At 54.1% G+C, this 22976-nt stretch carries 17 protein-coding genes; 10 read left to right on the top strand and 7 right to left on the bottom strand.

Annotated elements, in window-relative coordinates; genetic code table 11:
* Positions 1 to 56: 56 nt before the first annotated feature.
* Positions 57 to 638 carry an NADPH-dependent FMN reductase gene (locus OSC10802_RS0103610; protein WP_017715424.1) on the bottom strand — a complete coding sequence of 194 codons (582 nt, stop codon included), beginning with the start codon at positions 636 to 638 and terminating at the stop codon, positions 57 to 59.
* Between the two features lie 157 nt (positions 639 to 795).
* Positions 796 to 1137 carry a HepT-like ribonuclease domain-containing protein gene (locus OSC10802_RS0103605; RefSeq protein WP_017715423.1) on the bottom strand — a complete coding sequence of 114 codons (342 nt, stop codon included), beginning with the start codon at positions 1135 to 1137 and terminating at the stop codon, positions 796 to 798.
* A gap of 405 nt (positions 1138 to 1542) precedes the next feature.
* On the opposite strand from OSC10802_RS0103605, the gene OSC10802_RS0103600 reads away from it, so the two are divergent.
* Entirely contained in the window at positions 1543 to 2022 is a 480-nt protein-coding gene (locus OSC10802_RS0103600; RefSeq protein WP_017715422.1) for a cupin domain-containing protein, read from the top strand.
* 298 nt (positions 2023 to 2320) lie between these two features.
* Here the strand turns inward: OSC10802_RS0103600 and adhE are convergent, their stop codons facing one another.
* From adhE to pflB, 3 genes are all read right to left on the bottom strand, one after another.
* Positions 2321 to 5011, bottom strand: coding sequence for a bifunctional acetaldehyde-CoA/alcohol dehydrogenase (gene adhE / locus OSC10802_RS38540; protein WP_017715420.1), 2691 nt, complete (start codon positions 5009 to 5011; stop codon positions 2321 to 2323).
* Between the two features lie 591 nt (positions 5012 to 5602).
* Positions 5603 to 6415 carry a pyruvate formate-lyase-activating protein gene (pflA, locus tag OSC10802_RS0103580; protein ID WP_017715418.1) on the bottom strand — a complete coding sequence of 271 codons (813 nt, stop codon included), beginning with the start codon at positions 6413 to 6415 and terminating at the stop codon, positions 5603 to 5605.
* A 343-nt stretch (positions 6416 to 6758) separates the two neighbouring features.
* Complete coding sequence (gene pflB, locus OSC10802_RS0103575) at positions 6759 to 8987, bottom strand: formate C-acetyltransferase (protein ID WP_017715417.1); 2229 nt, start codon at positions 8985 to 8987, stop codon at positions 6759 to 6761.
* A gap of 325 nt (positions 8988 to 9312) precedes the next feature.
* On the opposite strand from pflB, the gene hypD reads away from it, so the two are divergent.
* On the top strand, positions 9313 to 10446 hold the full coding sequence (gene hypD, locus OSC10802_RS0103565) for a hydrogenase formation protein HypD (RefSeq protein WP_017715415.1): 1134 nt from the start codon (positions 9313 to 9315) through the stop codon (positions 10444 to 10446).
* Positions 10447 to 10928: 482 nt separating this feature from the next.
* Here hypD and OSC10802_RS0103560 read toward each other — a convergent pair whose 3' ends face one another.
* Together OSC10802_RS0103560 and OSC10802_RS0103555 are read right to left on the bottom strand one after the other, a co-directional pair.
* Entirely contained in the window at positions 10929 to 11852 is a 924-nt protein-coding gene (locus tag OSC10802_RS0103560; RefSeq protein ID WP_232731611.1) for an SGNH/GDSL hydrolase family protein, read from the bottom strand.
* A 99-nt stretch (positions 11853 to 11951) separates the two neighbouring features.
* Positions 11952 to 13379 (bottom strand): MBOAT family O-acyltransferase, encoded by a 1428-nt coding sequence (locus OSC10802_RS0103555; protein ID WP_017715413.1) that lies wholly within the window; start codon positions 13377 to 13379, stop codon positions 11952 to 11954.
* Positions 13380 to 13734: 355 nt separating this feature from the next.
* On the opposite strand from OSC10802_RS0103555, the gene hypE reads away from it, so the two are divergent.
* The 8 genes from hypE to OSC10802_RS0103515 all read left to right on the top strand — a co-directional run bounded on the left by hypE (position 13735) and on the right by OSC10802_RS0103515 (position 22771).
* Complete coding sequence (hypE, locus tag OSC10802_RS0103550; protein ID WP_017715412.1) at positions 13735 to 14787, top strand: hydrogenase expression/formation protein HypE; 1053 nt, start codon at positions 13735 to 13737, stop codon at positions 14785 to 14787.
* A 186-nt stretch (positions 14788 to 14973) separates the two neighbouring features.
* Complete coding sequence (locus OSC10802_RS0103545; RefSeq protein WP_017715411.1) at positions 14974 to 15276, top strand: Calvin cycle protein CP12; 303 nt, start codon at positions 14974 to 14976, stop codon at positions 15274 to 15276.
* A 1551-nt stretch (positions 15277 to 16827) separates the two neighbouring features.
* Positions 16828 to 17394, top strand: coding sequence for a bidirectional hydrogenase complex protein HoxE (gene hoxE / locus OSC10802_RS0103540; RefSeq protein WP_017715410.1), 567 nt, complete (start codon positions 16828 to 16830; stop codon positions 17392 to 17394).
* Positions 17395 to 17570: 176 nt separating this feature from the next.
* Complete coding sequence (locus tag OSC10802_RS0103535) at positions 17571 to 19208, top strand: NuoF family protein (RefSeq protein ID WP_017715409.1); 1638 nt, start codon at positions 17571 to 17573, stop codon at positions 19206 to 19208.
* 88 nt (positions 19209 to 19296) lie between these two features.
* Complete coding sequence (gene hoxU / locus OSC10802_RS0103530; RefSeq protein WP_017715408.1) at positions 19297 to 20013, top strand: bidirectional hydrogenase complex protein HoxU; 717 nt, start codon at positions 19297 to 19299, stop codon at positions 20011 to 20013.
* Positions 20001 to 20549 carry an NADH-quinone oxidoreductase subunit B family protein gene (locus tag OSC10802_RS0103525; protein WP_017715407.1) on the top strand — a complete coding sequence of 183 codons (549 nt, stop codon included), beginning with the start codon at positions 20001 to 20003 and terminating at the stop codon, positions 20547 to 20549. The genes hoxU and OSC10802_RS0103525 overlap by 13 nt, the downstream gene beginning before the upstream one ends.
* Before the next feature lie 84 nt (positions 20550 to 20633).
* Positions 20634 to 21212 (top strand): thermonuclease family protein, encoded by a 579-nt coding sequence (locus OSC10802_RS0103520; protein WP_017715406.1) that lies wholly within the window; start codon positions 20634 to 20636, stop codon positions 21210 to 21212.
* 134 nt (positions 21213 to 21346) lie between these two features.
* Complete coding sequence (locus OSC10802_RS0103515; RefSeq protein WP_017715405.1) at positions 21347 to 22771, top strand: Ni/Fe hydrogenase subunit alpha; 1425 nt, start codon at positions 21347 to 21349, stop codon at positions 22769 to 22771.
* Positions 22772 to 22976 lie beyond the last annotated feature (205 nt).

The raw sequence follows: 22976 nt of genomic DNA, 5'->3' as shown, positions 1-22976 counted from the left end.
CATCCTGCGGCTCGTGCCGGCTTAGGCCCACAAGCCTGCCGGTGTGGGTATGAAACTTACGCTTTCAACTTGGCCACCACCGTGGCGACGGAAGCGCCCAGCGCTTCGACTGACTCCTGCTGTTTGGCATCTTTCAAGGTGCCGTCGGCGTTGAAAGCTTCATAAGCCTTGGGGATGGATACCTGATCCGGAAGGACAAGCACTTTAATATTGCCGAGGATTGACCGCAGGTGAACCAAACCGCGCAAACCGCCCAGCCCTCCCGGCGAGGCGCTCATGATAGCCGCAACCTTGTCTGCAAAGCACGCCAGCATCGGTTCGCCCGGTTGCGGGCGCGACGCCCAGTCGATGGCATTCTTGAGAACGCCTGAAATGGAGCTGTTGTACTCCGGGGAAGCAATCAGCAGCCCGTCGTGCGCCAGCAGCAAATCCTTGAGCTGGCGGGCGTTGGCAGGCAGTCCCTCAGCCGCTTCCAAGTCTTGATCGAAGAGGGGTAAGGGGATATCGCGCAGATCCAAGTAGGTGACTTCGGCACCGGCAGCCCTCGCGCCGGCGGCGGCAACCCGCACGAGCTTTTTGTTGTAGGATTCGGTGCGGGTGCTGCCGGCAAATGCCAAGATTCTGGGAGTGTGCGCCATAAGTGATAGTCCGGTTGGTTTTTTCTGAGCTTAGCACTGGAGTGCCCAGAACCCCGGTTTCTTGAAGAAACCGGGGTTCTGATGCGTACTTCATCCAGGTGAGAACCGCTATAAATCATTCTGGCTGCCACCGGCAGCATTTGCCCGTGCCGGCACTTCACGCCTCCTGCGCCCGCAGCAGCGGTTCTATCGCCGCCAGAAAATTGGGAATATCTTCCTCAGCGATATCCCAAACCCGATCGAGATTAACCCAGTCGTAATTATAAATCAGCTTGTCCCCCATTTCGGCAATCGACGACCAGGGAATATCTGGGTGCCGGTGGCGGAACTCCTGGGAAAGGCGCTTAACGGCTTCGCCTAAAATAACAAACTGATACAGGATGGCTGATTGCTTTTTAACATCGTTGAGAAAAGCAGTTTTATCTATCCCCTGTTTGAATTCAAGGAGCAGCCGAGCGGCTTTGGCGAAGTGGAGCAGTGTCTGGCTATCTTGCGACATATAAAATTTTGCAATACTCAGAATCTCAAGGGAGGCAATCCAGTTCAGGCTCGTTTTGGGTTGCTCCCTGCTGTACTGCTTTTATTGTAGCTCTTTCTGGCAGCCGCAAGATTCCCGGGCGCGACCGCACCGGCTGCCGGTCAGGACAGGAATGCGTTCGCCCTGGAAAGGCTCCCAAAGACAGCCGATCAGGTAAATTTTTGTGAAGCGGTAAAAATTAGCAGCCTGGAGAGTTGGAATAAGTCTATCATCTATTTATCTGGCTGTGTCTCTAGCGGTTCTCACTTGGATGAACTGCGCCTGAGAAACCCGGTTTCTTAAAGAAACCGGGGCTCTCAGTACCTCACTAATAGGAGAGACGCTATATTAGGCTGACAGACTTAATATCTCAATAGTAAAATCACAATGACAGTCAATCAAAACGGGCTGTTGCTGCACGCAGGCGAAGGCCCCTCATATTCGGTAGCCGGTGTCTCCTACACCTTCAAGGCCGTAGGCGAAAATACTGGTGAAGCCTATGCCCTATTTGAGTTGGTGGTCCCACCGCAGTGCGGAACGCCACCCCACACGCACCAGTGGGAAGACGAAGCGTTCTACATTCAGGAGGGAGAAGTCGAGTTCCAGCTGGACGAACAAACCCTGATTGCCACCGCCGGCACGTTTCTCCACTCTCCAAAAGGACAGCTGCACCGGCTGACAAACATTGGAGCGACGCCGGCAAGAATGCTGTGCTGGGTTATCCCAGCGGGGCTGGAAAAGTTTCTAGCCGAAGTGGGGCAGCAGCTGGAAAGTCCGTCTTCTCCGCCCCCTCCTGTCACTCGCGAAGACCTGGAAAAAATTCTGGCAGCCGCTCCAAAGTACGGTCTAGAAATTGCTACCCAGTAGGGCGAATTGCCAAGACGCCAAGTTTGGCTAGCGATAAGCTTTTGTGCATTTTCCCTCGTTCCCAGCCTCAGGCTGGGAACGCTTCTCTGGAGGCTCTGCCTCCTTTAGATTAAAGGCAGATTAAAATGCTATAAAAACAAAGCCCGCACCGGCGGGCTTTTTTCTTGTATAATGCAGGAGCGCGTTTGATTTATTGCGCCCGCTCCCCAATTGGGATAAATGGGATTTTCTCCTGATGCTGAAAAAGCTTTACTGCCGGCTTTTTCAATCCAAAATCCCAAATCCAAAATTGGCAGAACTATCTGGACTGTGCCAGCACCGGCAGGCTTGCCGGCACCTCAGATTCCGCACTGCCATCAAGGATTTCCTGCTGCGGGGGAGTCTGGTAAAGAGCCGACTCCACGCGACAGCCACGGTAAGCCAAAACGTACAGTTCCTTGAGATCCCGAATCAGCGGATAGCGAGGGTTCGCGCCGGTGCACTGGTCGTCGAAAGCCTGCTCTGCCATTTCTTCCACTTCTTCGTAGAAAGCTTTCTCCTGTGCCGGCAGAGCTTCCTTAATCGTCAGCGGAATATCCAGCTCGCGCTTGAGATTTTCTACCGCCTCAATCAGCTTCTCAACCTTCTCGTCTTCAGTGCTCCCGCCCAGACCCAAATAATCGGCAATTCGGGCGTAGCGCCATTTGGCGTTAGGATACTTGTACTGCGGGAAAATCGCTTGCTTCAAGGGCGCGTCCGTAGCGTTGTAGCGGATGACGTGAGAAATCATCAGCGCGTTCGCCAAACCGTGCGGGACGTGGAAAGTAGACCCCAGCTTGTGCGCCATTGAGTGGCAAACGCCCAGGAAAGCGTTGGCAAAAGCCATCCCCGCAATCGTGGCGGCATAGTGAACTTTTTCGCGAGCTTTGGGATCGTTCGCGCCGTTTTTATAAGAGCTCGGCAAATACTTAAACAGCAGGCGAATCGCTTCCAGCGCCAGCCCGTTAGTGAACTCGGAGGCGCACACGGACACATAAGCTTCCAGCGCGTGAGTCAGGGCGTCAATGCCGCCGTAAGCGGTGAGCTTTTTGGGCATATTGAGCACTAACTCCGGATCGACAATAGCCATATTCGGCGTCAGCGCGTAATCGGCTAAGGGGTATTTAATCCCCGTGCGGTCGTCTGTCACCACAGCAAATGGGGTCACTTCCGAGCCGGTTCCCGATGTTGTGGGAATCGCCACCATAATCGCTTTCGCACCCAAAGCCGGCAATTCATACACGCGCTTGCGGATGTCCATGAACCGCATTGCCAGCCCTTCAAACTCGATATCTGGATGCTCGTACATCAGCCACATCACTTTGGCGGCATCCATTGGCGAACCGCCACCAATGGCGATAATCGCGTCGGGTTTGAAGGCGTTCATCGCCGCGAGCCCTTTATTGACGGTCGTCAGCGATGGGTCGGGCTCTACATCATAAAAGACTTGGCTCTTGACGCCAATTTGCTCCAAAACGTCGGTAACTTTCTCCGTTACCCCCAAGTCAAAGAGCGGCTTGTCCGTAATCACAAATGCTCGCTTCTTGCCCTCCAGATCCCGCAGCGCCACCGGCAAGCAGCCGTACTTGAAGTAGACTTTCGGAGGGATGCGGAACCAGAGCATATTTTCCCGCCGTTCGGTGAGGGTTTTGATGTTCAGCAGGTGTTGGGGACCGACGTTTTGCGAGACGGAGTTGTCTCCCCAGCTGCCGCAACCGAGCGTCAGAGACGGGTCGAGGCGGAAGTTGTACAGGTCGCCAATGGCACCTTGAGACGAAGGCGTATTAATCAGCACGCGCGACGTTTCTACTTTGGACTCAAAGTATTTGATGTGTTCCGTGTTCGACGGCGCGGTATAGAGGACTGAGGTGTGACCGTGACCCCCAAAGATAATCAGTTGAGAGGCTTTGTCTGTAGCCTCGTGAAAGTCTTTCGCCCGGTACATTGCCAAAATGGGCGACAGTTTCTCGTAGGAGAACGGCTCACCGGCACCAATTTCTCCCACTTCCCCAATCAGGACTCGGGTGTTCGCCGGCACTGAAATTCCCGCCAGATCAGCCAGCTTTTCCACCGGCTGCCCAACTATCTCAGCATTCAGGCGTCCGCCGACGATAATCTTGCTCGCCAGCTTTTCTCTCTCTTCGGGCGTCAGGAAGTATGCGCCCCGCTCTGCAAACTCTTCCTTGACAGTCTCGTACACATCATCGACGACGATCACAGACTGCTCGGAAGCGCAGATCATGCCGTTGTCGAATGTCTTGCTCAGCAGGATGGAAGACACCGCCATTTTGATGTGAGCGCTGGAATCAATCACGGCGGGGGTGTTGCCTGCTCCCACACCGAGGGAGGGGTGTCCCGATGAGTAAGCGGCTTTCACCATTCCCGGACCGCCGGTGGCCAGAATCAGCTTGATGTCAGGGTGCTGCATCAGAGCTTGAGACAGCGGTACGGTGGGCTCGTCAATCCAGCCGATGATGTCTGCCGGTGCGCCGGCTTCCACTGCCGCTTTCAGGACAATTTTCGCGGCTTCAATGGTGCTGCCTTTCGCCCGGGGGTGCGGGGAGAAGATAATCCCATTCCGGGTTTTCAGCGCGATCAGAGCTTTGAATACCGTCGTCGAGGTGGGGTTGGTTGTCGGCACAATCCCCGCCAGGATACCCACCGGCTCGGCAATTTTCTGGAAGCCGAAGGATTTGTCTTCTTCGATTACGCCGCAGGTCTTGTCGTGCTTGTATTTGTTGTAGATGTATTCCGAGGCAAAGTGATTTTTAATCACCTTGTCTTCCACCACGCCCATGCCGGTTTCTTCTACGGCTATCTTGGCCAGTGGGATGCGGGCGGCGTTCGCGGCCAGGGCGGCTTTTTTGAAGATGGCATCCACCTGTTCTTGGGTGTAGGTGGCATATTTGGCTTGAGCCGCCTTGACTCGCTGAACGAGCGCTTCCAGTTCTTGGAGATTTGTAACTCTCATCACTCTTTATTTACGGTAAACTCTATAAAACCTGTGAGAACAGCGCCAGCTATTAATAACCCTTCTGAAGCCCCTGATTGCTGTTCTCCTGCTTGCTCATTACTGAAAACCCCAGGGAATTTACCCGCCCATCCGAGTGGGGCAGAAATCTTGCGCTACCGGGAGGGGGGGGAGAGCGTAACAGGGGGAGCGGAACGCGCTTGATTTTAGTGGAGTTGCATCATTGGGATGCTCCCAACTTTTCTTCCTCACTCTCATTATACCCAACTTTTTTGCTTTGTGTCATTTCTTGCAAGCTAGCACTCCTTATTTTAACAATTCCTAATATTTGCGGCAGCTTGCAGGTGCGTTCTGCTTCAGGAGGGCGCGAGTGCTGTACAGACTCTTCTGAACGCGGAACGCACCTGGCTGGACTAGAAAGCCAATTCATCTGGCCTTTGCCGTTACTGCTGCTCAGTGGGTGTGCGGGAGAGGTTAGGCTCGCTCCGGGAACGAAAGCCGGTGGCGTTCCGGGGGGGTGCGTGTCAAATTTTGTAAAGCACAGTGCGCCCCATAAACCCGGTTTCTTTAAGAAACCGACTTTCTTAAGCTTCACTGGACTTTCAGCCCGTAGCGTCTAAAAATGTCTGCGGTTTGACGCACTAATTCTGGGGAGGGCGGCTCTGTGTCCTTGAGCTGATAGTCATATCCTAGCATATCCCACTTGTATTCGCCCATTTTGTGAAAGGGCAGCACTTCCACTTTTTCGACATTGCGCAAACCGGCAACAAACTGGGCCAGACCCTCAACGTTTTGCGGGGCGTCCGTCAGGCCAGGAACCAATACAAACCGAACCCACACCGGCTTATTTATTTCACTCAGGTACTGGGCGAACTTGACTGTAGGTTCCAGAGCGACGCCCGTAACCTTTAAGTAGGTTGCCGGCTCGAAAGACTTAATATCGAGCAGCACCAAATCTACATATTCTAGCACATCTCTCACCAGATGCAACCGGGCGAAGCCAGAGGTGTCGAGTGCGGTGTGGATGCCGAGTTCTTTGCAGCGCTTGAAGATTTCCCTGACAAATTCAGGCTGCCTCAAAGGCTCACCGCCGCTGACTGTGACGCCCCCGCCGGTGAAGCGCATATAGGAGCGATATTTCTGAATTTCCTCAATCAGCTCGCCAGCTGTCACCTCGTTCCCGCCGGCGCAATTGCGGGAATCGGGATTGTGGCAGTAGAGGCAGTGCAGGGGACAGCCCTGAGTGAAGATTACAAATCGCAGACCTGGCCCGTCTACTGTCCCGCAGGTTTCTATGGAGTGAATTTTTCCAAAAACCTTGCTAGTTTGAAGGCAAGGTTGCGCGGTTGCGCACCGCTCTAGCAGCGCCCGCTCCGACTGGGAGAGAGGAGATTCAGTTAACATGAAAAATTCTCCTGCTTACCTGTAAGTGGAATTGATCTGTGGGTGATATCCAGAAACCGGGTTTCTTGAAGAAACCGGGTTTCTTCGCTCAAAGAAACCGGGTTTCTTGTGGCCTCACTTATTGTTTATAAGTGAACTCTCAGGTGGGCCAAGCCCATATGCTTATTGTAGAGAGGAGGCAGTCACGATGAACTTCGCACACCGCCACCAATGAAAACTTGGCCGGCAGCGAGAGATCCGGTAGGGCTAAAGCCCAACTACGAACCTTTTCAAGGCAGAGCGGACCGAGGGGCGTTCCCAGGCGGAGGCTGGGAACGAGGGAAAATGCGCAACAGCTTAACCCCTAGAGCCGCTCGTGGAATGTGCGGTGGATGACATCGAGCTGCTGCTCTCGCGTCAGCTTGATGAAGTTAACGGCATAGCCAGAAACCCGCACAGTCAGCTGGGGATATTTCTCAGGGTGTTCCATCGCTTCTAAAAGCGTTTCGCGATTGAGGACGTTGACATTCATGTGATGCCCGCCCTCGTGGAAATAACCGTCGAGTATCCCCACCAGGTTATTGAGTTTGTCCTCCTCTGTTTTGCCCAGCGCCTGCGGCACGATAGAGAAGGTGTAAGAAATCCCATCCTGGGCGTGTTCGTAAGGGATTTTGGCGACGGAGGCGAGGGCGGCAATTGCGCCTTTGGTATCGCGTCCGTGCATGGGGTTCGCCCCCGGGGCAAAGGGTTCGCCGGCTTTGCGCCCGTCTGGCGTGCTGCCGGTTTTCTTGCCGTACACGACGTTGGAAGTAATGGTGAGCACGGACTGGGTTGGCACCGCGTTGCGGTACGTTTTTTGCCGGCGGAGTTTGTTCATGAAATCTTCCACGATCTCGCTGGCAATACTGTCAGCGCGGTCGTCATTATTCCCGTATTTGGGATAGTCGCCTTCGACTTGATAGTCAACTGCTAGCCCGCTCTCGTTGCGAATCACTTTTACTTTAGCATACTTGATCGCTGAGAGGGCGTCGGCCACCACAGACATGCCGGCAATCCCGCACGCCATTGTCCGCAAGATATCCCGGTCGTGCAAGGCAAATTCCAGCCGTTCGTAGCAGTATTTGTCGTGCATGTAGTGGATGACATTCAGCGTGCTGACATAGAGGTTGGCCAGCCAGTCCAGCAGCCGGTCAAATTTCGCCTTCACCTCGCCATACTCCAGGTATTCCGACGCCACCGGCGCAAATACAGGCCCAATTTGTTCGCCCGATTTTTCATCTTTCCCGCCATTAATGGCATACAGCAGCGCTTTGGCCAGGTTGGCGCGGGCCCCAAAAAACTGCATCTGCTTGCCAATGCGCATGGCGGAGACGCAGCAAGCGATCCCGTAGTCATCGCCGTAGTAGCGCCGCAATAAGTCGTCATTTTGGTACTGGATCGAGCTGGTGTCAGCCGACACTTTGGCGCAGAAACGCTTGAAGGCTGCGGGCAAGTTTTCTGACCACAAGACGGTTAAGTTGGGTTCGGGTGCCGGTCCGAGGTTGTACAGCGTGTGCAGGAAGCGGAAGCTGGTTTTGGTAACCAGCGCTCGCCCATCTTCTGCCATGCCGCCAATCGCTTCTGTCACCCAGGTGGGATCTCCTGAAAACAGTTCGTTATAGTCCGGCGTCCGCAAGAAGCGCACCATGCGCAGCTTCATCACAAAATGGTCGAGAATCTCCTGCGCCTCGGATTCGGTTAGGGTGCCGTTTTTCAGGTCGCGCTCGAAATAGATATCCAGGAAGGTGGAAACCCGCCCCAAGGACATGGCGGCACCGTTCTGCTCTTTGACTGCGCCCAGGTAACCGAAGTAAGTCCACTGTACGGCTTCTCTGGCATTTCGTGCCGGCTGGCTGATATCAAATCCATAGCCTGCGGCCATTTCTTTGAGTTCTTTCAGGGCGCGAATTTGCTCGGAAATTTCCTCCCGCTGCAGGATAGCCGCCTCGGTCATTTCTTCGACTTCCAGCGATTCCAGCTGCTGTTTCTTGTCCGCCACCAGCCGGTCAGTGCCATATAAAGCCACTCGCCGGTAATCGCCGATAATCCGTCCCCGACCGTAAGCGTCTGGCAAGCCGGTGACGATGCCGGAGTGCCGCGCTTTTTTCATCGGGCGCGTGTAGCCGTCAAAAACGCCTTCGTTGTGGGTTTTGCGATACTTGGTAAATATCTCTTCCGTCTGCGGGTCGAGTTTGTAGCCATAAGCTTCCAGCGAGCTTTTCACCACGCGGATACCGCCAAACGGCATGATGGCTCGCTTTAGTGGCTTGTCTGTTTGCAGCCCAACGATCTGCTCTAAGTCGGGCGCAATGTAACCGGGACCGTGGGAGGTGATGGCAGATACAATTTTTGTGTCGGTATCCAATACCCCTTTCTCCCGCTCTAGCTGCATCAAAAATTTCACTTTATCCCAGAGCGTTTGAGTCCGGTCTGTTGGGGCTGCCAAAAACAATTCGTCGCCTTCATAGGGGGTGCAGTTATTTTGGATGAAATCCCGCACGTCGATCGCTTCCATCCATTTCCCGCTCACAAAATCTTGCCAATGTTCTTGCATTGTTCTTTATATCCCCGTCTTTAGGGCGCAGCTCTTTTTCCTACTGCGCCACTCCTATTGTACACAGCTCAGAGGAGAAGTTGCAGGATTTTTGGCTGATTTTTATATTTCTTTACATTCCTTTACAGAAAGGGGCACTGGAACCCAAATACACGCGAAAAGCGGACTAAAGCAATAGAGCGGTTGTTTGAATGGCCGGCTATTACTAGGTTTGAGGAGGGATATCCGACCATTGAATTTAACTATATATTGAAAGGTTAGTATATAATTAAAGAGGGGGTCTGTAGTGTGGATAACAAAAGTTAGACCTTTTCTGAGCAAACTGATGAAGTTTATTGATGAGTACCGCGACGCCGGCACGGCGCAGCGCTATGCGCGAGCGATCTCCGAGCTGGCAACCCAGCCCTGGACAATCATGGAAATCTGCGGCGGGCAGACGCATTCTATAGTGAAGTTCGGGGTGGACGAGCTGCTCCCCGAGACGATCTCCCTGATCCACGGACCGGGGTGTCCCGTGTGCGTGACGCCGGTGGGGCTGATAGACCGAGCGCTGGAGCTCGCCAGTCGCCCGGAGGCGATCTTTTGCTCCTTTGGGGACATGCTGCGGGTGCCGGGGACAGAAAAAGACCTGCTGGCGGTTAAAGCGAACGGCGGGGATGTCCGCATCGTCTACTCGCCGGTGGATGCCGTGAGAATCGCCAGCGCCAATCCGGATAGAGAAGTGGTGTTTTTCGCGGTGGGGTTTGAGACGACGGCACCGGCAACCGCGATGGCTGTCCACCAGGCGCACCAGCAAGGGGTGAAAAACTTCTCCCTGCTGGTGTCTCACGTGCTCGTGCCACCGGCAATGGACGCGCTTCTCTCCTCGCCCGCTTGTCGCGTGCAGGGGTTTTTGGCAGCCGGTCACGTCTGCACTGTGATGGGCTATACCGAATACGAGCCGATCGCCGCTAAATATCGCATTCCGATTGTGGTGGCGGGATTTGAGCCGGTGGATATCCTGCAAGGCATTTATATGTGCGTCAAGCAGCTGCAAGAAGGGCGGGCGGAAGTGGAAAACCAGTACAGCCGGTCGGTGCGCCGGCTTGGCAACGAGCCGGCACAGCAGCTAATTCAGGAAATATTCGAGATTGTGCCGCGCCAGTGGCGGGGAATTGGCGAGATTTCTCAAAGCGGCTTCGGGTTGCGGGAGAAATACGCTCAATTTGACGCCTTGCGCCGGTTCGATCTCAGCGGTGTGCGCAGCGCGGAATCTCCGGAGTGCGTCAGCGGGCTGGTTTTGCAGGGGGTGAAGAAACCTCATGAATGCCCCGCGTTTGGCAGCCGGTGCACCCCGGAACACCCCCTCGGCGCTCCAATGGTTTCCTCGGAAGGCGCTTGTGCTGCATATTACAGATACCGGCAGCAAACCGCTTCAGCCCAAAAGTTCGCAGTTGGGCTTCAGCCCAAAAGTTCGTAGGGGCGGGTTTACTAACATCTGAACTTCGTAGAGACATTTTGGGTGAACCCGCCCCTACTTCAGCCCAAAAGTTCGTAGGGGCGGGTTTACTAACATCTGAATTTCGTAGAGACATTTTGGGTGAACCCGCCCCTACTTCAGCCCAAAGTTTGTAGTTGGGCTTTATATAGCACTAGCCACTTAGGTTAGGGCAGGCGAGACGCCTGCCCTACGTCGGGAGCTTGTAGGATAGGCGTTCCTTTCTGACGAGCGTGTCCTAATCTAAGTGCATACTGCTATATCTAGGGGCGCTTTGACTTTTTTCCGGTAGGGTCTGGTTTAAGCTGTTAGGCGTTTAATCTGCTTATCTGCCTGAAGGAGGCAGAGCCTCCTGGATGGCGTTCCCAGGCTGTAGCCGCAGGCTTCCCGCAGGGTGCCTGGGAACGAGGGGAGCGGCGTTAAACTGGGAACGAGGGGAAAGGGGTTACAGACAAGGCAGATTCTTATTTTTTAGCTGGTTTGCTAGGCGCTTTTAAAACTTTATCTTGACTCATATTATCAAGAACTAAAGCGCTCATTATTCTCGCCCCGTGGGCTGTGAAATGTACGCCATCACTGACCCTTACATATCCCTTATGCCCTGATTTATCCGCAACAATGGGAGCGTATTTTCCCCCCACAGAGAACGCATTCCAAGCGTCTACAAATTCTACTTTAGGGTAAGAGTTAGCCACGTCCCTGTAAATCTGGTTGATGGCATTAAAAAATCGGTAGTATCGAACATTGCCAGTTTTGGGGTGCCCGACAAAATAAACTTTTCTGATGGAGGGCGAGGCGGAGACTAATTTGGCATATTTGTCCACTCTTGCTCGATAAGCCTTTTTCCAGTCGTCTGTAAGGATAACTCGGTATTTGCCCTGAAAATCTCGGATGTCTTGGTTGTCATTCCCGCCAAACATAACCACAAGCACATCTGGCTTGTAAGATTTGAGAAGTTTGCCGGTTCTCGCATACCAGTCGTAATAATCTGTGCGATTCAATCCTGTAGATACTTTGTAAGCCAATTTCGTCTGAGTGATGTTATAGGATTTTTGCAGGCTGTACTGGACTGCTGTTGCCAGGTCAAACATGATAGAATCTCCCACAAATAAAAAGCGAGAATAAGGTTTCTCCGCTTTAGCTTTAATTTGGGCCGGCTGGGGCTTTGGCTTTTCAGTTTGTTTAGGGGCTACCGGCTGTTTTTCGGGCTGGCTCTCTGGGGCTTTTTCTGCCGCATCAGCTTCTGGCTCTTCCTCCTCCCTGTCAATGTCAAAGTTAACTGTTTTAATGTCACTCCAAAACTCTTGTTCCCTTTTTCGGAACCCCTCCACCTTGACTTTCTGGGCTGCCTCTTTAATTGGGGCGGTTGCGAACTGACTTGAGGCCAAGTTCTTAAGGAATATAGGAAAATTGAAAGATATCAACCCGAGCGTGACTAAAACAGCGAGAAGTAGAAATTCGCGATCTCTCATGGCTTTCAATGGCTTTCAGAAGTTAAAGTAGATAAACGGGGGTACGGTACTCGGACCGAGCATGAGGATAGTATACAGGATCGCGGAAACAAATGTCACTCTCCATAACAAATTATTAACTGAGAAGAGGCGACAGAACAGCTTACTAAATGTGTCCCCATAAAAATTCATGGCCATGAGAGTCGCCAGCACCGCGTACAGTTGCCAAAAATTGAATTGGACGGTGTGGACTTCGCTGCCGGCGACAGCACCGGCGATGAACGCTGCGGCGCTATCCCAAGTTTTAGTATTGAAGAAAATCCAGCAAACGGTGACAGAGGTAAAGGTGATCGACCAGCTAGCTGATTTGAGGGCATATCCTACAAAAAAGCCCGGTTTAAGCCGAATCGATTTGGTTAAATCTTGAAAGAGGTGGTTGGCCACTAACCCCAAGCCATGCAGCCCGCCCCACACAATAAAATTCACACCGGCACCATGCCAGAAGCCACCTATCAGCATCGTCAGAAGTAAATTGATATACTTCCTCACTTTGCCCGCTCTGTTCCCCCCCAAAGGGATGTACAGATAATCTCTCAACCATTCCGAGAGACTGATATGCCACCGCTTCCAAAACTCTTGCAAACTTAGCGCCTGGTAGGGCATATTAAAATTTGGGACAGGTTTGAAGCCGAGCAAACTTGAAATTCCATTGGCCAAATCTGAATAGCCGCTAAAATCTGCATAAATCAAGCAGGAATAGGAGAGTGCCGCCAGCAGCAGATCGGTGCGGCTGTATTGCTGGGGAAAACTGAAGGGGGATTGAGTGAAATCAAATAGAAAGCTGGACAAGGTGTATTTTTTGAACAGTCCCGATAGGATCAGCGAGATCGCCTCTCCTGTATCATAGTCATATTTCGTAGGGCTATTCAGCTGAGCGTAGAAGTCTTTGGCCCTGGCGATTGGGCCAGAAGCAATTTGGGGGAAATAGGTTATGTAGACGGCATAATCCAAAAAACTCGGGCAGGAAATTTTACTGTTATAGAGGTCAACTAAGTGGGAGATCATTCTAAAGGTGTAGAATGAAACGCCCGCCGGCGCAAGAATTTGCAGGACTGGGAAGCTGGCTTGGATATTGATCGAGTTCAGCAGGGAGAAGAGAGAATCTACAAAAAAGTTGTAATATTTGAAAATGCCCAAGTAAAGGATGTTAAACGCCACCCCGGCGAATAATATCCTTTTCCTGTTCTTCCCTTGGCTCAAACCTGATATGGCCCGCAGCGCCACGTAATTGACGGAAGTGTCCGCCAGCAGCAACCCCAGAAAAGTCGGGCTCCAAAAGGAATAGAAAACTAGGCTCGCCGCCAGCAAAAACCACTTGTAGGGCGTCACCTTTTCTTTCAAAAATATGGCGGCGCTGAAAACAATCAGGAAAAACACCAAAAATTGATACGTTGGAAATAGCATGGACAAAAGCTACTGAAAATTGAATAACCCAAGTTGCAACTTTTGGAGGCAGAGCCTTCCAAAGTGGCGTTCCCAGGCAGATCCTGGGAACGAGGGGACAGCGAGGGGACAGATAAATTTCCCCAACCCCACAGCAATTATAAACCCTTGGTGAACTTCTCTACCTTCTTTTTCCTTGGCGCTCTCTCACGGGGGCGGTAAAAAAAATTAACATGGCACACCTGTCAGCGCCCCGCTCAGGCGAAGCATCGGGGGAGCCGCCTAGGAATATGGGTATTATCAGGTATTTTGCTGCAAAATGTCAATATCATCCGATCTGAAACCTGTCCGCCCCACAACCAGGGGATCGCCAACAATGGAAAACATCGCAGACTTTAGCCTGTCCTGTCCCATCCCAATTCAGCAGTATCCCAACGTCCTGCTGGCGCACGGCGGCGGCGGGAAGCTGATGAACCAGCTGATTGAAAAAATGTTTCTGCCGGCATTTGGCGCGCCGGGCAGTGTCCCCCACGACTCAGTGGCGCTCACCCTCCCGGCAGGCAAAATTGCCTTCACCACGGATTCCTACGTCATCCGCCCCCTGTTCTTCCCCGGCGGCGACATCGGCTCCCTGGCGGTCCACGGTACAGTGAACGACCTGGCCATGAGCGGGGCTCGCCCCCTTTACCTGAGCGCCGGTTTCATCCTGGAAGAAGGGCTGGCTATGGAAACTCTCTGGCGCGTCGTGCAGTCCATGCAGCGAGCTGCCCTTAGCGCCGGGGTGCGAATCGTTACCGGCGACACAAAAGTCGTGGATAAAGGCAAGGGCGACGGAATTTTCATTAATACTGCCGGTGTGGGGATAATCGCGCACTCGCAAACCATCGCGCCCCAAAGCGTGCGCCGGGGGGATGTGCTGCTGCTCAGTGGGGACATTGGGCGTCACGGGATCGCGATTATGGCGGTTAGGGAGGGGTTGGAGTTCGAGACGGCGATCGAGAGTGATTCCGCGCCGGTGGCGAGTTTGGTGCTGGAACTCCTTGATGCCGGTGTGGAAATTCACTGCCTGAGGGATCTGACGCGCGGCGGTTTGGCGAGTGCGCTCAACGAGATTGCCACCGCTGCCGGTGCCAGCATCCAGATTGAAGAAAGTGCGATCCCCGTGCGGGAAGACGTGCGGGGCGCTTGCGAGATTCTAGGGTTCGATCCCCTCTATGTGGCGAATGAAGGCCGGTTTGTCGCCTTTGTGCCGCCGGCTTTTGCCGAGAGGGCGCTGGAGATCGTGCGATCGCACCCCGCCGGCACTGACGCCCGCATTATTGGCAGCGTCACCGGCAGCGGCAGTGGGCTAGTGAATTTGCGGAGCTTAATTGGTGCCGGTCGCATCGTTGACATGCTGAGCGGCGAACAGCTTCCGCGTATTTGCTGACAAGATCCAGAGCGCCCGCGCGGAGAATATGTAGCTTTGTGTAGAAATTCAAAATTGTGTTTGATTCGGCTATCCGAACCAGTCAAAGGAGGGAGAAAAAGTATAGATTGAAGGTGTATCAAAGCGGAGCGCTGCTGGGAAATATGGTCAGACTCTCTCAGCGGCACAGCTCTTGGAGGAAATAATATGGTCAAAGTTACGCAAGGCTCTCGTCCGGTATTCGATATCCGTCTCCCGAAAAAGTCGCAGCCATCAGGCAGGGGAACGATCCCGACTCTGGAGGAGCGAATCGAAGAAGCTCGCGAGCACGCACGCATGGTTACTGAAACCAGAGGCGCGGTGTCTGCAGAAGCAGCTGCGGCTTGGGATGTGGTGGAAGAGTTGCTTGCTGAAGCAGCTCACCAGCGAGCCAAGAAGCCCAAAACCAATTTCGATCTCTACTGTGAGGAATACCCGGACGCCCTGGAAGCTCGGATTTTCGACGTTTAGGCAGGTTAAGATTGTTTGACCCACAGCCGGCACGCATCACCCGCAACCGCACAGCAATCGCGCGCCGGCTGTCGGGTTTGTGCCGGTGAGCCCCACCAGTGAGAAGGGAGAAGAGACACAGAATACTCTCTTCTCCCTTTTCCCGTTTTATAGCGTTTCCCATCCTTTGTGAGGTACTGAGAAACCCGGTTTCTTTAAGAAACCGGGTTTCTGGGCAAACACGTTCATCCAACTGAGAGCCGCTATAGAGCACTATGCACTTAGGTTAGGACATGGGCATCACGCATGCATGGCATCACGCAAAAGCTGTGAGTCTTTCCCATGAGCATGATCCCGATGCGCCACGCCCCATAAGCCATGTCATTAATGTCTTAACCAATATGACTGCTCCTATATATAGCAGTATGCACTTAGGTTAGGACGTAGGACAGGCGTCTCGCCTGTTCCTGTCCCTACTCCCCAGTGAAATCCTTTGTCCTAAACTGACTGTCTATTGCTAGATCTCATCCGGCTCACTGTCCGAGACGCCCTGAGGGCTGATTTATAAAGTAATAGTTAAGCCTGAATGGGGGCCAGAAACGGGGTTGCTCATGCCGGAGGGCTCAGGAAGCCGGCTGAGTGGTTTCAGTTTTTCTTTATAAATGAACTCTCACGCCCCAACCCGCTTCCCTTGCAGGAGAGGGGGCGCTGCCCGCCCTCAACCTAAAGGGGTTGGGGGCTTTCGGCTGAGGGGGCGAACTCTTCGTCTCCCTCTCCCCCCCGACGGCGCGAGGGTGCCGGGTGCCGGGTTCTTGATTTTCCCCGCCCCTTTTTGGTACCGGCGTCTGGCGGGGAAAATGTTAAAATATTATTAGGAATAAAGTTTTGAATAAAATAGGAGGTTGGCATCTTAAAATACAGACTGGAGTGACATTTTGTGCAGTCCGCCGCCCGCGCTTAAGCAACCTCTGCGTTGTTTTAAGTTCTGTAAATCTTTGGCATCCAGGATTGACAAACTAGAACGTTTCTGTATTAGTCTGAGATAGGTAATTATCTCGGGACGCCCGCAAGCCGGTGCGGGCCGGACTCAGCCCTTTAACGAAAATATGGCGGTTTCCGCTCAGTTCGTTACTGGTGCTTTGAGGTGAGGCGGGATTAACACGCAAGGCAGCTATCTGCCAGGTGTTTTTTGCCGGGCTATTTCAGGCGGCCTTTTGAAAACAGGGGGGTTGTTTTAGTAACCGGGAAAGCAGCCGGCACGAGAATTTACATTTCGCCGAAAATACGTTATATTAATGAACGGGTAGAGAGGGAAGAGCCAGATAGGGCAGCGCCATTTAACCTAGAACAAGCCTGAAAGATAGAGAGGAACAACCGCGAGCGCAAAAAGGGGCTATTTTCAGAGAAGGTTCAAGACCTTTAAAAATTTATGCAGGTAAAATTTGAGGGGGGAATCACAAAGTCAGCCCACTCCAGATTGAGCTGAGAACCGGCTCAGAGAAAGCTCCGGCGGCGGGCGGCGGGAGAGGAAAGGCGCAAAGCTGTTTTGCTAGAACAGGAAGGATGAGAGACATGGAAACTTCCACTGCTAAGCCGGCAGTCGAACAGAAACAGAAAGGAACAAAAGAAGCAGCGAAAGGGCATGCGAGCGGCGACAAACGCTTCCGAGTGCTGGACATGACAATGAAGCGCAACCAGTACCGCCCAGATGCGCTGATTGAAGTGCTGCACAAAGCGCAGGAAGCCTTTGGCTTCTTGGAAGAAGACGTACTGATTTATATAGCGCGGGGTCTGAAACTGCCGCTGTCGCGGGTGTATGGCGTCGCCACGTTTTACCACCTCTTCTCGCTGAAACCGGGTGGGGCTCACACCTGCGTGGTGTGCCTGGGCACCGCTTGCTACGTCAAAGGCAGCGGCGAAGTGCTCTCGGCGCTGGAGAAGCAGGCCGGCATCCACCAAGGCGAGACAACCCCAGACGGACAGCTGTCAGTGATGACGGCGCGGTGTATTGGCGCGTGCGGCATCGCGCCGGCAGTCGTGTTCGACGGCACGGTCGCGGGCAAAGTGACGCCTCCCGAAGCGATTGAAAAAGTCAAAGGATGGCTCAACAGCAGCCCTGAGGCTGAAGCAACCCTGTAGGCGCGGGCTAGACCTACGGGATTTCCGGCGAGCGCGAACAGTACCAGCTTTCCCCGCCCCCCGCTGCGGAGACAGAGGCTGCCAGCAGCAGCCCTTGAGAGCATTCCGCCGCTGAGCTTATGTATTTGTTAGCGACTGTTAAAGGTTGTTAGCAAAAAAGTATCGGAAAGAAAACTATGGATTTAACAGAATTGCGGCAAATTGCCCAAAAAGAGCGCCAAGCTCACAAGCCGGTCCGCGTCCACTGCTGCACGTCCACCGGCTGCCAAGCCGCCAACTCCCTCGGCATCAAGAAAAATCTGGAAGCAGCCGTAAAAACTGCCGGTTTGGGCGAGCGCGTGCAAGTGGTCGGCGTCGGGTGCATGGGGTTCTGCGGTCGCGGACCCCTAGTGCAAGTCGAGCCGCAAGAAACACTCTACGAGGAAGTCACGGTTGACCAAGCCGCCTCTATTATAGAAGCGCTCAACGGCGGCACCGCCACCGCGATCGAAGGCGACCCCCACCACCCCTTTTTTGCCCGTCAAATGCGGATTGTCCGCGAAACCAGCGGCAAAATAGACCCAGAACGCATAGAAGAGTACATCGCCGAGGGCGGCTACGAGTCCCTCTACAAAGTCATCCACGACATGACCCCAGCTGAGGTGGTCGAAGAAATCACCAAAAGCGGACTGCGGGGGCGCGGCGGCGGCGGCTACCCCACCGGCTTGAAGTGGGCCACCGTAGCCAAAATGCCGCCCGGGCAGAAGTACGTCATCTGCAACGCCGACGAAGGCGATCCCGGTGCCTTCATGGATCGCTCCGTCCTCGAAAGCGACCCCCATCGCGTCCTGGAAGGCATGGCCATCGCCGCTTACGCAGTGGGAGCCTCAGAAGGCTTCATCTACGTCCGCGCCGAATACCCCCTGGCCATCGACCGGCTGCAAATCGCCATCAAACAGGCCAAAAGATACGGCATCCTCGGCAGTCAAATCTTCGACTCCTCCTTTGACTTCAAGATAGACATCCGCATCGGTGCCGGTGCTTTCGTCTGCGGCGAAGAAACCGCCCTCATCGAGTCCATTGAAGGCAAGCGCGGCATGCCCAACCCCCGCCCCCCCTACCCAGCGGTGTCGGGCTTGTGGGACAAGCCCACCTTAATTAATAACGTAGAAACCTTCGCCAACATCGCCGCCATCATTCGCGAGGGTGCCGAGTGGTACGCCAGCATCGGCACCGAAAAGAGCAAGGGCACCAAAGTCTTCGCCCTCACCGGCAAAATCCGCAACAACGGACTGATCGAAGTGCCGATGGGCATCACCCTGCGCGAGATTGTCGAAGAAATGGGCGGCGGCGTACCGGGTGGCGAAGTCAAAGCCGTGCAAACCGGCGGACCGTCTGGCGGCTGCATCCCGGCGTCCATGCTGGACACGCCGGTGGACTACGAATCCCTGATCAAACTCGGCTCCATGATGGGGTCAGGCGGCATGGTGGTGATGGGCCAGGACACCAGCATGGTGGAAATCGCTCACTTCTATATGGAGTTCTGCCGGGGCGAAACTTGCGGCAAGTGCATCCCCTGTCGCGCCGGCACCGTGCAGATGTACGGGGCGCTCACAAAAATCCTCAATGGACAGGCGACTTTGGGGGATTTGGACAAGCTGGAGCAGCTGTGCTTGATGGTGAGGGCGACTAGCTTGTGCGGTTTGGGACAGTCGGCACCGAATCCGGTGATCAGCACTCTGCGCTATTTCCGCGATGAGTATTTGGCGCTGATTCACAGCAGTCACAATGGGAAGGGCGCTGGTGCGCAGGAGCAAGTGGCGGTGAGGAGTTAGGTATGGATATGAACCGCCAAGACGCCATAGACGCGCCAGCGGCTTCCCGCAGGGTAGGACGCCAAGAAGAGAAGAGGAGAGGGAGATTATGTCGGTAAAGACGCTGACCATTGATGGTGTGGATGTCGCGATTGAGGAAGGCGCGACTGTATTGAAGGCGGCGCAAGAAAATGGGATTCGCATTCCGACGCTGTGCCATTTGGAAGGGGTTACTGATGTGGGGGCTTGCCGGCTGTGCCTGGTGGAAGTGGAAGGCAGCAATAAGCTGCTGACGGCTTGCACGACTCAGGTGGCGGAGGGGATGAAAGTCCGCACCAATACCGAGCAGCTGAAGGAATACCGCAAGATGATTGTGGAGATGCTTTTTGCGGAGGGCAATCACGTCTGCGCGGTGTGTGTGGCGAATGAACATTGCGAATTGCAAGATTTGGCTGTTGAGGTGGGGATGGATCACTCCCGCTTCCCCTACCGCTTTCCAGAACGGGATGTGGATATCTCTCACGAGCGTTTTGGGATTGACCACAACCGCTGCGTCCTGTGCACCCGGTGCGTGCGGGTTTGTGACGAAATTGAAGGCGCTCACGTCTGGGATATTTCCTATCGCGGCGCTGCAGCTAAGGTGACTTCCGGGCTGAACCAGCCTTGGGGTGCGGTGGACGCCTGTACGAGTTGCGGCAAGTGTGTGGAGGCTTGTCCCACCGGCGCGATTTTCCGCAAGGGATCTACGGTGGCGGAAATGGTTCACGATCGCTCCAAATTGGAATTTATTATCACCGCACGGGAGAAGAAGCAATGGATAAAGTAAAGCTAGCCACGGTTTGGCTGGGCGGCTGCTCTGGCTGTCACATGTCCTTCCTGGATTTGGATGAGTTGCTGTTCGATCTCGCCGCTCATGCCGAGGTGGTTTACAGTCCGGTGGGTTGCGATTTGAAGAACTACCCGGAAGGCGTCGATGTGGTGCTGGTTGAGGGTGCTGTCGCCAATGAGGAAAATCTGGAACTGATTCACAAGGTGAGGGAGCGCAGCAAGGTGCTGGTTTCTTTTGGGGATTGCGCTGTGACGGCAAATGTGCCGGCGATGCGCAATATGCTCAAAGGTGCCGATCCGGTCCTGAAGCGCTGCTATCTGGAGCTGGGAGATTTGCACCCCCAACTCCCGAAGGAAGAGGGCATTGTGCCGCCGCTGCTCGACCGCGTGCTGCCGGTGCACGAAGTCGTGCCGGTGGATATTTTCTTGCCCGGATGTCCGCCGTCGGCTGACCGGATTTGGGCGGCGGTTGAGCCCATGCTCAAGGGTGAGAAACCCCGGATGGAAGGGCGGGAAATGCTCAAGTTTGGCTAACAGGACAGGATGGGTGTATAATTCCACTCACGATCAAATCAGCAGAACTTTGCGGGTCTGCGCTGCCAGAACGCGAGAGAGGTTATGTCTGTGAAGCGAAGAAAACTAAATTTTTTACAACTCGCCATCGCCGCGCTGGGGCTGATTCTTCTGGGTGGAATGTTCGGGCAGCCGGCCTTAAATTCCCAGGCTTCCCAACCTTTGCTGCCGGCTACTGTTATTAAGATAGTAGACGGCGACACCCTGGATGTCAGCATGGCTGGGTGCCGGCTGCCCTCCACCGGCAGCCCCCAAGAGTGCAGGGTTCAGCTGGCTTGTATCGACACGCCCGAGGCGAACGCAAAGCCTTTTTTCCAGCAGGCAAAAGACCGGCTGGCAGCGCTAGCGCCTCCCGGAACAGCTATAATGGTAAGAGATACGGGAAGCATTACCCCCGACGGCAAGCGGATTGTAGGTGAGGTATTTGTCAATAAGAAATCGGTCAGTTTGCAGATGGTTCGAGAAGGTAAAGCGGTGATTTACTGCCAGCATCTCGAGAATTGTGCGGGGGCGCGAAATTCTTACCTGAGCGCAGAGGCGGCGGCAAAGCGAGAGGGGCGGGGCGTGTGGAATCCCAAGCAACCGCTGACACAATTCAGGGAAACACATCCGTGTCCTGGTTAAACAAAAGGATAGGTTGATGCGAACTCTCGCAGGGTGCGTTCCGCTGCTCGCAACTCCTTCAATGTTAGTGGGCGTCCGCTCGTGCGGAACGCACCGGCAAGTGCAGAGTTCTAAACTAATGAGAGAGGAGTTCTATGCCTAAAACAGTTGTTATCGATCCAGTCACGCGAATTGAGGGGCACGCCAAAATCTCCGTGTTTCTGGATGACGCCGGCGAAGTGTCGGACGCCCGCTTCCACGTCGTAGAATTTCGCGGGTTTGAGAAATTCTGCGAGAAGAGGCCGATGTCGGAAATGGCGGGAATAACGGCCCGCATTTGCGGAATTTGTCCGGTCAGTCACTTGCTGGCTTCCGCAAAAACCGGCGATAAAATTCAGGCAGTAAAGGTTCCTGTAGCGGGAGAGAAGCTGCGGCGGATGATGAATCTGGGACAGATTACTCAGTCCCACGCTCTCAGTTTCTTCCACCTCAGCAGCCCGGATTTTCTGCTAGGCTGGGATAGCAATCCCGCCACGCGAAATGTGTTTGGGCTGATGTCGGCTGACCCGGATTTGGCTCGCAGCGGGATTCGGTTGCGCCAATTCGGTCAGAAAGTGATAGAATTGTTGGGGGCGAAGAAAATTCACCCCGCTTGGGCGGTTCCCGGCGGCGTGCGCTCTCCCCTCCCTGAAGAAGGGCGGACGTGGATACGGGAGCGCCTTCCGGAGTCGTTTAATACAATAAACACTGCGCTCGGTCTGTTTAAGCGCTTGCTGGATCAGTTCGCGACTGAGGTGGATGTTTTCGGGAAATTCCCCTCCCTGTTTATGGGGTTGGTGGGTAAAGATGGTGTCTGGGAGCACTATGGCGGTCACATTCGCTTTACCGACAGCGAGGGCAAGATTGTAGCTGACAATCTCAGCGAGGATGACTACAGGGAATTTCTCGGCGAGGCGGTGGAACCTTGGTCTTATTTGAAGTTCCCCTATTACAAACCTCTGGGCTATCCGGACGGGATCTATCGGGTGGGGCCACTGGCAAGACTGAACATTTGCTCTAAAATGGGAGTAGAGGCGGCTGACAGAGAGTTGCTGGAGTTCCGCGACCGCGCCGGTGGGGTGGCCACTTCCTCGTTTTTCTATCACTACGCCCGCCTGATTGAGATTCTCGCCGCCCTGGAGTATATTGAGCAGCTGGTGAATGACCCGGATATTGTCTCGCCCCGGACTCGCGCCACTGCCGGTATTAACCAGCTGGAAGGTGTCGGCGTCAGCGAAGCGCCGCGCGGCACACTGTTCCACCACTATCAGGTGGATGAAAATGGCCTGATTAAGAAGGTGAACTTGATTATCGCCACCGGCCAAAATAATTTGGCGATGAACAAAACCGTGACTCAGATCGCCCAGCATTACATCCACGGGAATGAGATTCCCGAAGGGATGCTGAACCGGGTGGAAGCCGGCATTCGGGCGTTTGACCCCTGCCTCAGCTGCTCCACTCACGCTGCCGGTCTTATGCCGCTGCACATCGAATTGGTTGGGGCAAATGGCACGGTTCTCGATGAAGTCTGGCGAGATTAAGTGAGCGCGGATTAGAGGAATCCGGTTGCCGGCGAAACAAATCGAGGGAAAGAAACCGATTTTCTCTCCGGGAAATACCAATTTTGGATGCCCGGATTTTGGATGCCCGGATTTTGGAATACAGGACTTCCCGAAAGCCTCTATCTGTAGGGTGGGTTAGCGAAGCGTAACCCACCACACAATTCAGGTCCCTGCCTAAGTCCTG

The sequence above is a fragment of the Kamptonema formosum PCC 10802 genome, from assembly GCF_000332335.1.
GTDB lineage: Bacteria > Cyanobacteriota > Cyanobacteriia > Cyanobacteriales > Oscillatoriaceae > Oscillatoria.
The sequence above is the reverse complement of the archived record's forward strand: the minus strand, read 5'-3'. Positions and strand labels throughout refer to the sequence as shown.

Bases quoted from the DNA above. Each gene is read 5' to 3' on its own strand.
- OSC10802_RS0103610 (WP_017715424.1), bottom strand. From the start codon at position 638: ATGGCGCACACTCCCAGAATCTTGGCATTTGCCGGCAGCACCCGCACC.
- OSC10802_RS0103605 (WP_017715423.1), bottom strand. From the start codon at position 1,137: ATGTCGCAAGATAGCCAGACACTGCTCCACTTCGCCAAAGCCGCTCGG.
- OSC10802_RS0103600 (WP_017715422.1), top strand. From the start codon at position 1,543: ATGACAGTCAATCAAAACGGGCTGTTGCTGCACGCAGGCGAAGGCCCC.
- adhE (WP_017715420.1), bottom strand. From the start codon at position 5,011: ATGAGAGTTACAAATCTCCAAGAACTGGAAGCGCTCGTTCAGCGAGTC.
- pflA (WP_017715418.1), bottom strand. From the start codon at position 6,415: ATGTTAACTGAATCTCCTCTCTCCCAGTCGGAGCGGGCGCTGCTAGAG.
- pflB (WP_017715417.1), bottom strand. From the start codon at position 8,987: ATGCAAGAACATTGGCAAGATTTTGTGAGCGGGAAATGGATGGAAGCG.
- hypD (WP_017715415.1), top strand. From the start codon at position 9,313: ATGAAGTTTATTGATGAGTACCGCGACGCCGGCACGGCGCAGCGCTAT.
- OSC10802_RS0103555 (WP_017715413.1), bottom strand. From the start codon at position 13,379: ATGCTATTTCCAACGTATCAATTTTTGGTGTTTTTCCTGATTGTTTTC.
- hypE (WP_017715412.1), top strand. From the start codon at position 13,735: ATGGAAAACATCGCAGACTTTAGCCTGTCCTGTCCCATCCCAATTCAG.
- OSC10802_RS0103545 (WP_017715411.1), top strand. From the start codon at position 14,974: ATGGTCAAAGTTACGCAAGGCTCTCGTCCGGTATTCGATATCCGTCTC.
- hoxE (WP_017715410.1), top strand. From the start codon at position 16,828: ATGGAAACTTCCACTGCTAAGCCGGCAGTCGAACAGAAACAGAAAGGA.
- OSC10802_RS0103535 (WP_017715409.1), top strand. From the start codon at position 17,571: ATGGATTTAACAGAATTGCGGCAAATTGCCCAAAAAGAGCGCCAAGCT.
- hoxU (WP_017715408.1), top strand. From the start codon at position 19,297: ATGTCGGTAAAGACGCTGACCATTGATGGTGTGGATGTCGCGATTGAG.
- OSC10802_RS0103525 (WP_017715407.1), top strand. From the start codon at position 20,001: ATGGATAAAGTAAAGCTAGCCACGGTTTGGCTGGGCGGCTGCTCTGGC.
- OSC10802_RS0103520 (WP_017715406.1), top strand. From the start codon at position 20,634: ATGTCTGTGAAGCGAAGAAAACTAAATTTTTTACAACTCGCCATCGCC.
- OSC10802_RS0103515 (WP_017715405.1), top strand. From the start codon at position 21,347: ATGCCTAAAACAGTTGTTATCGATCCAGTCACGCGAATTGAGGGGCAC.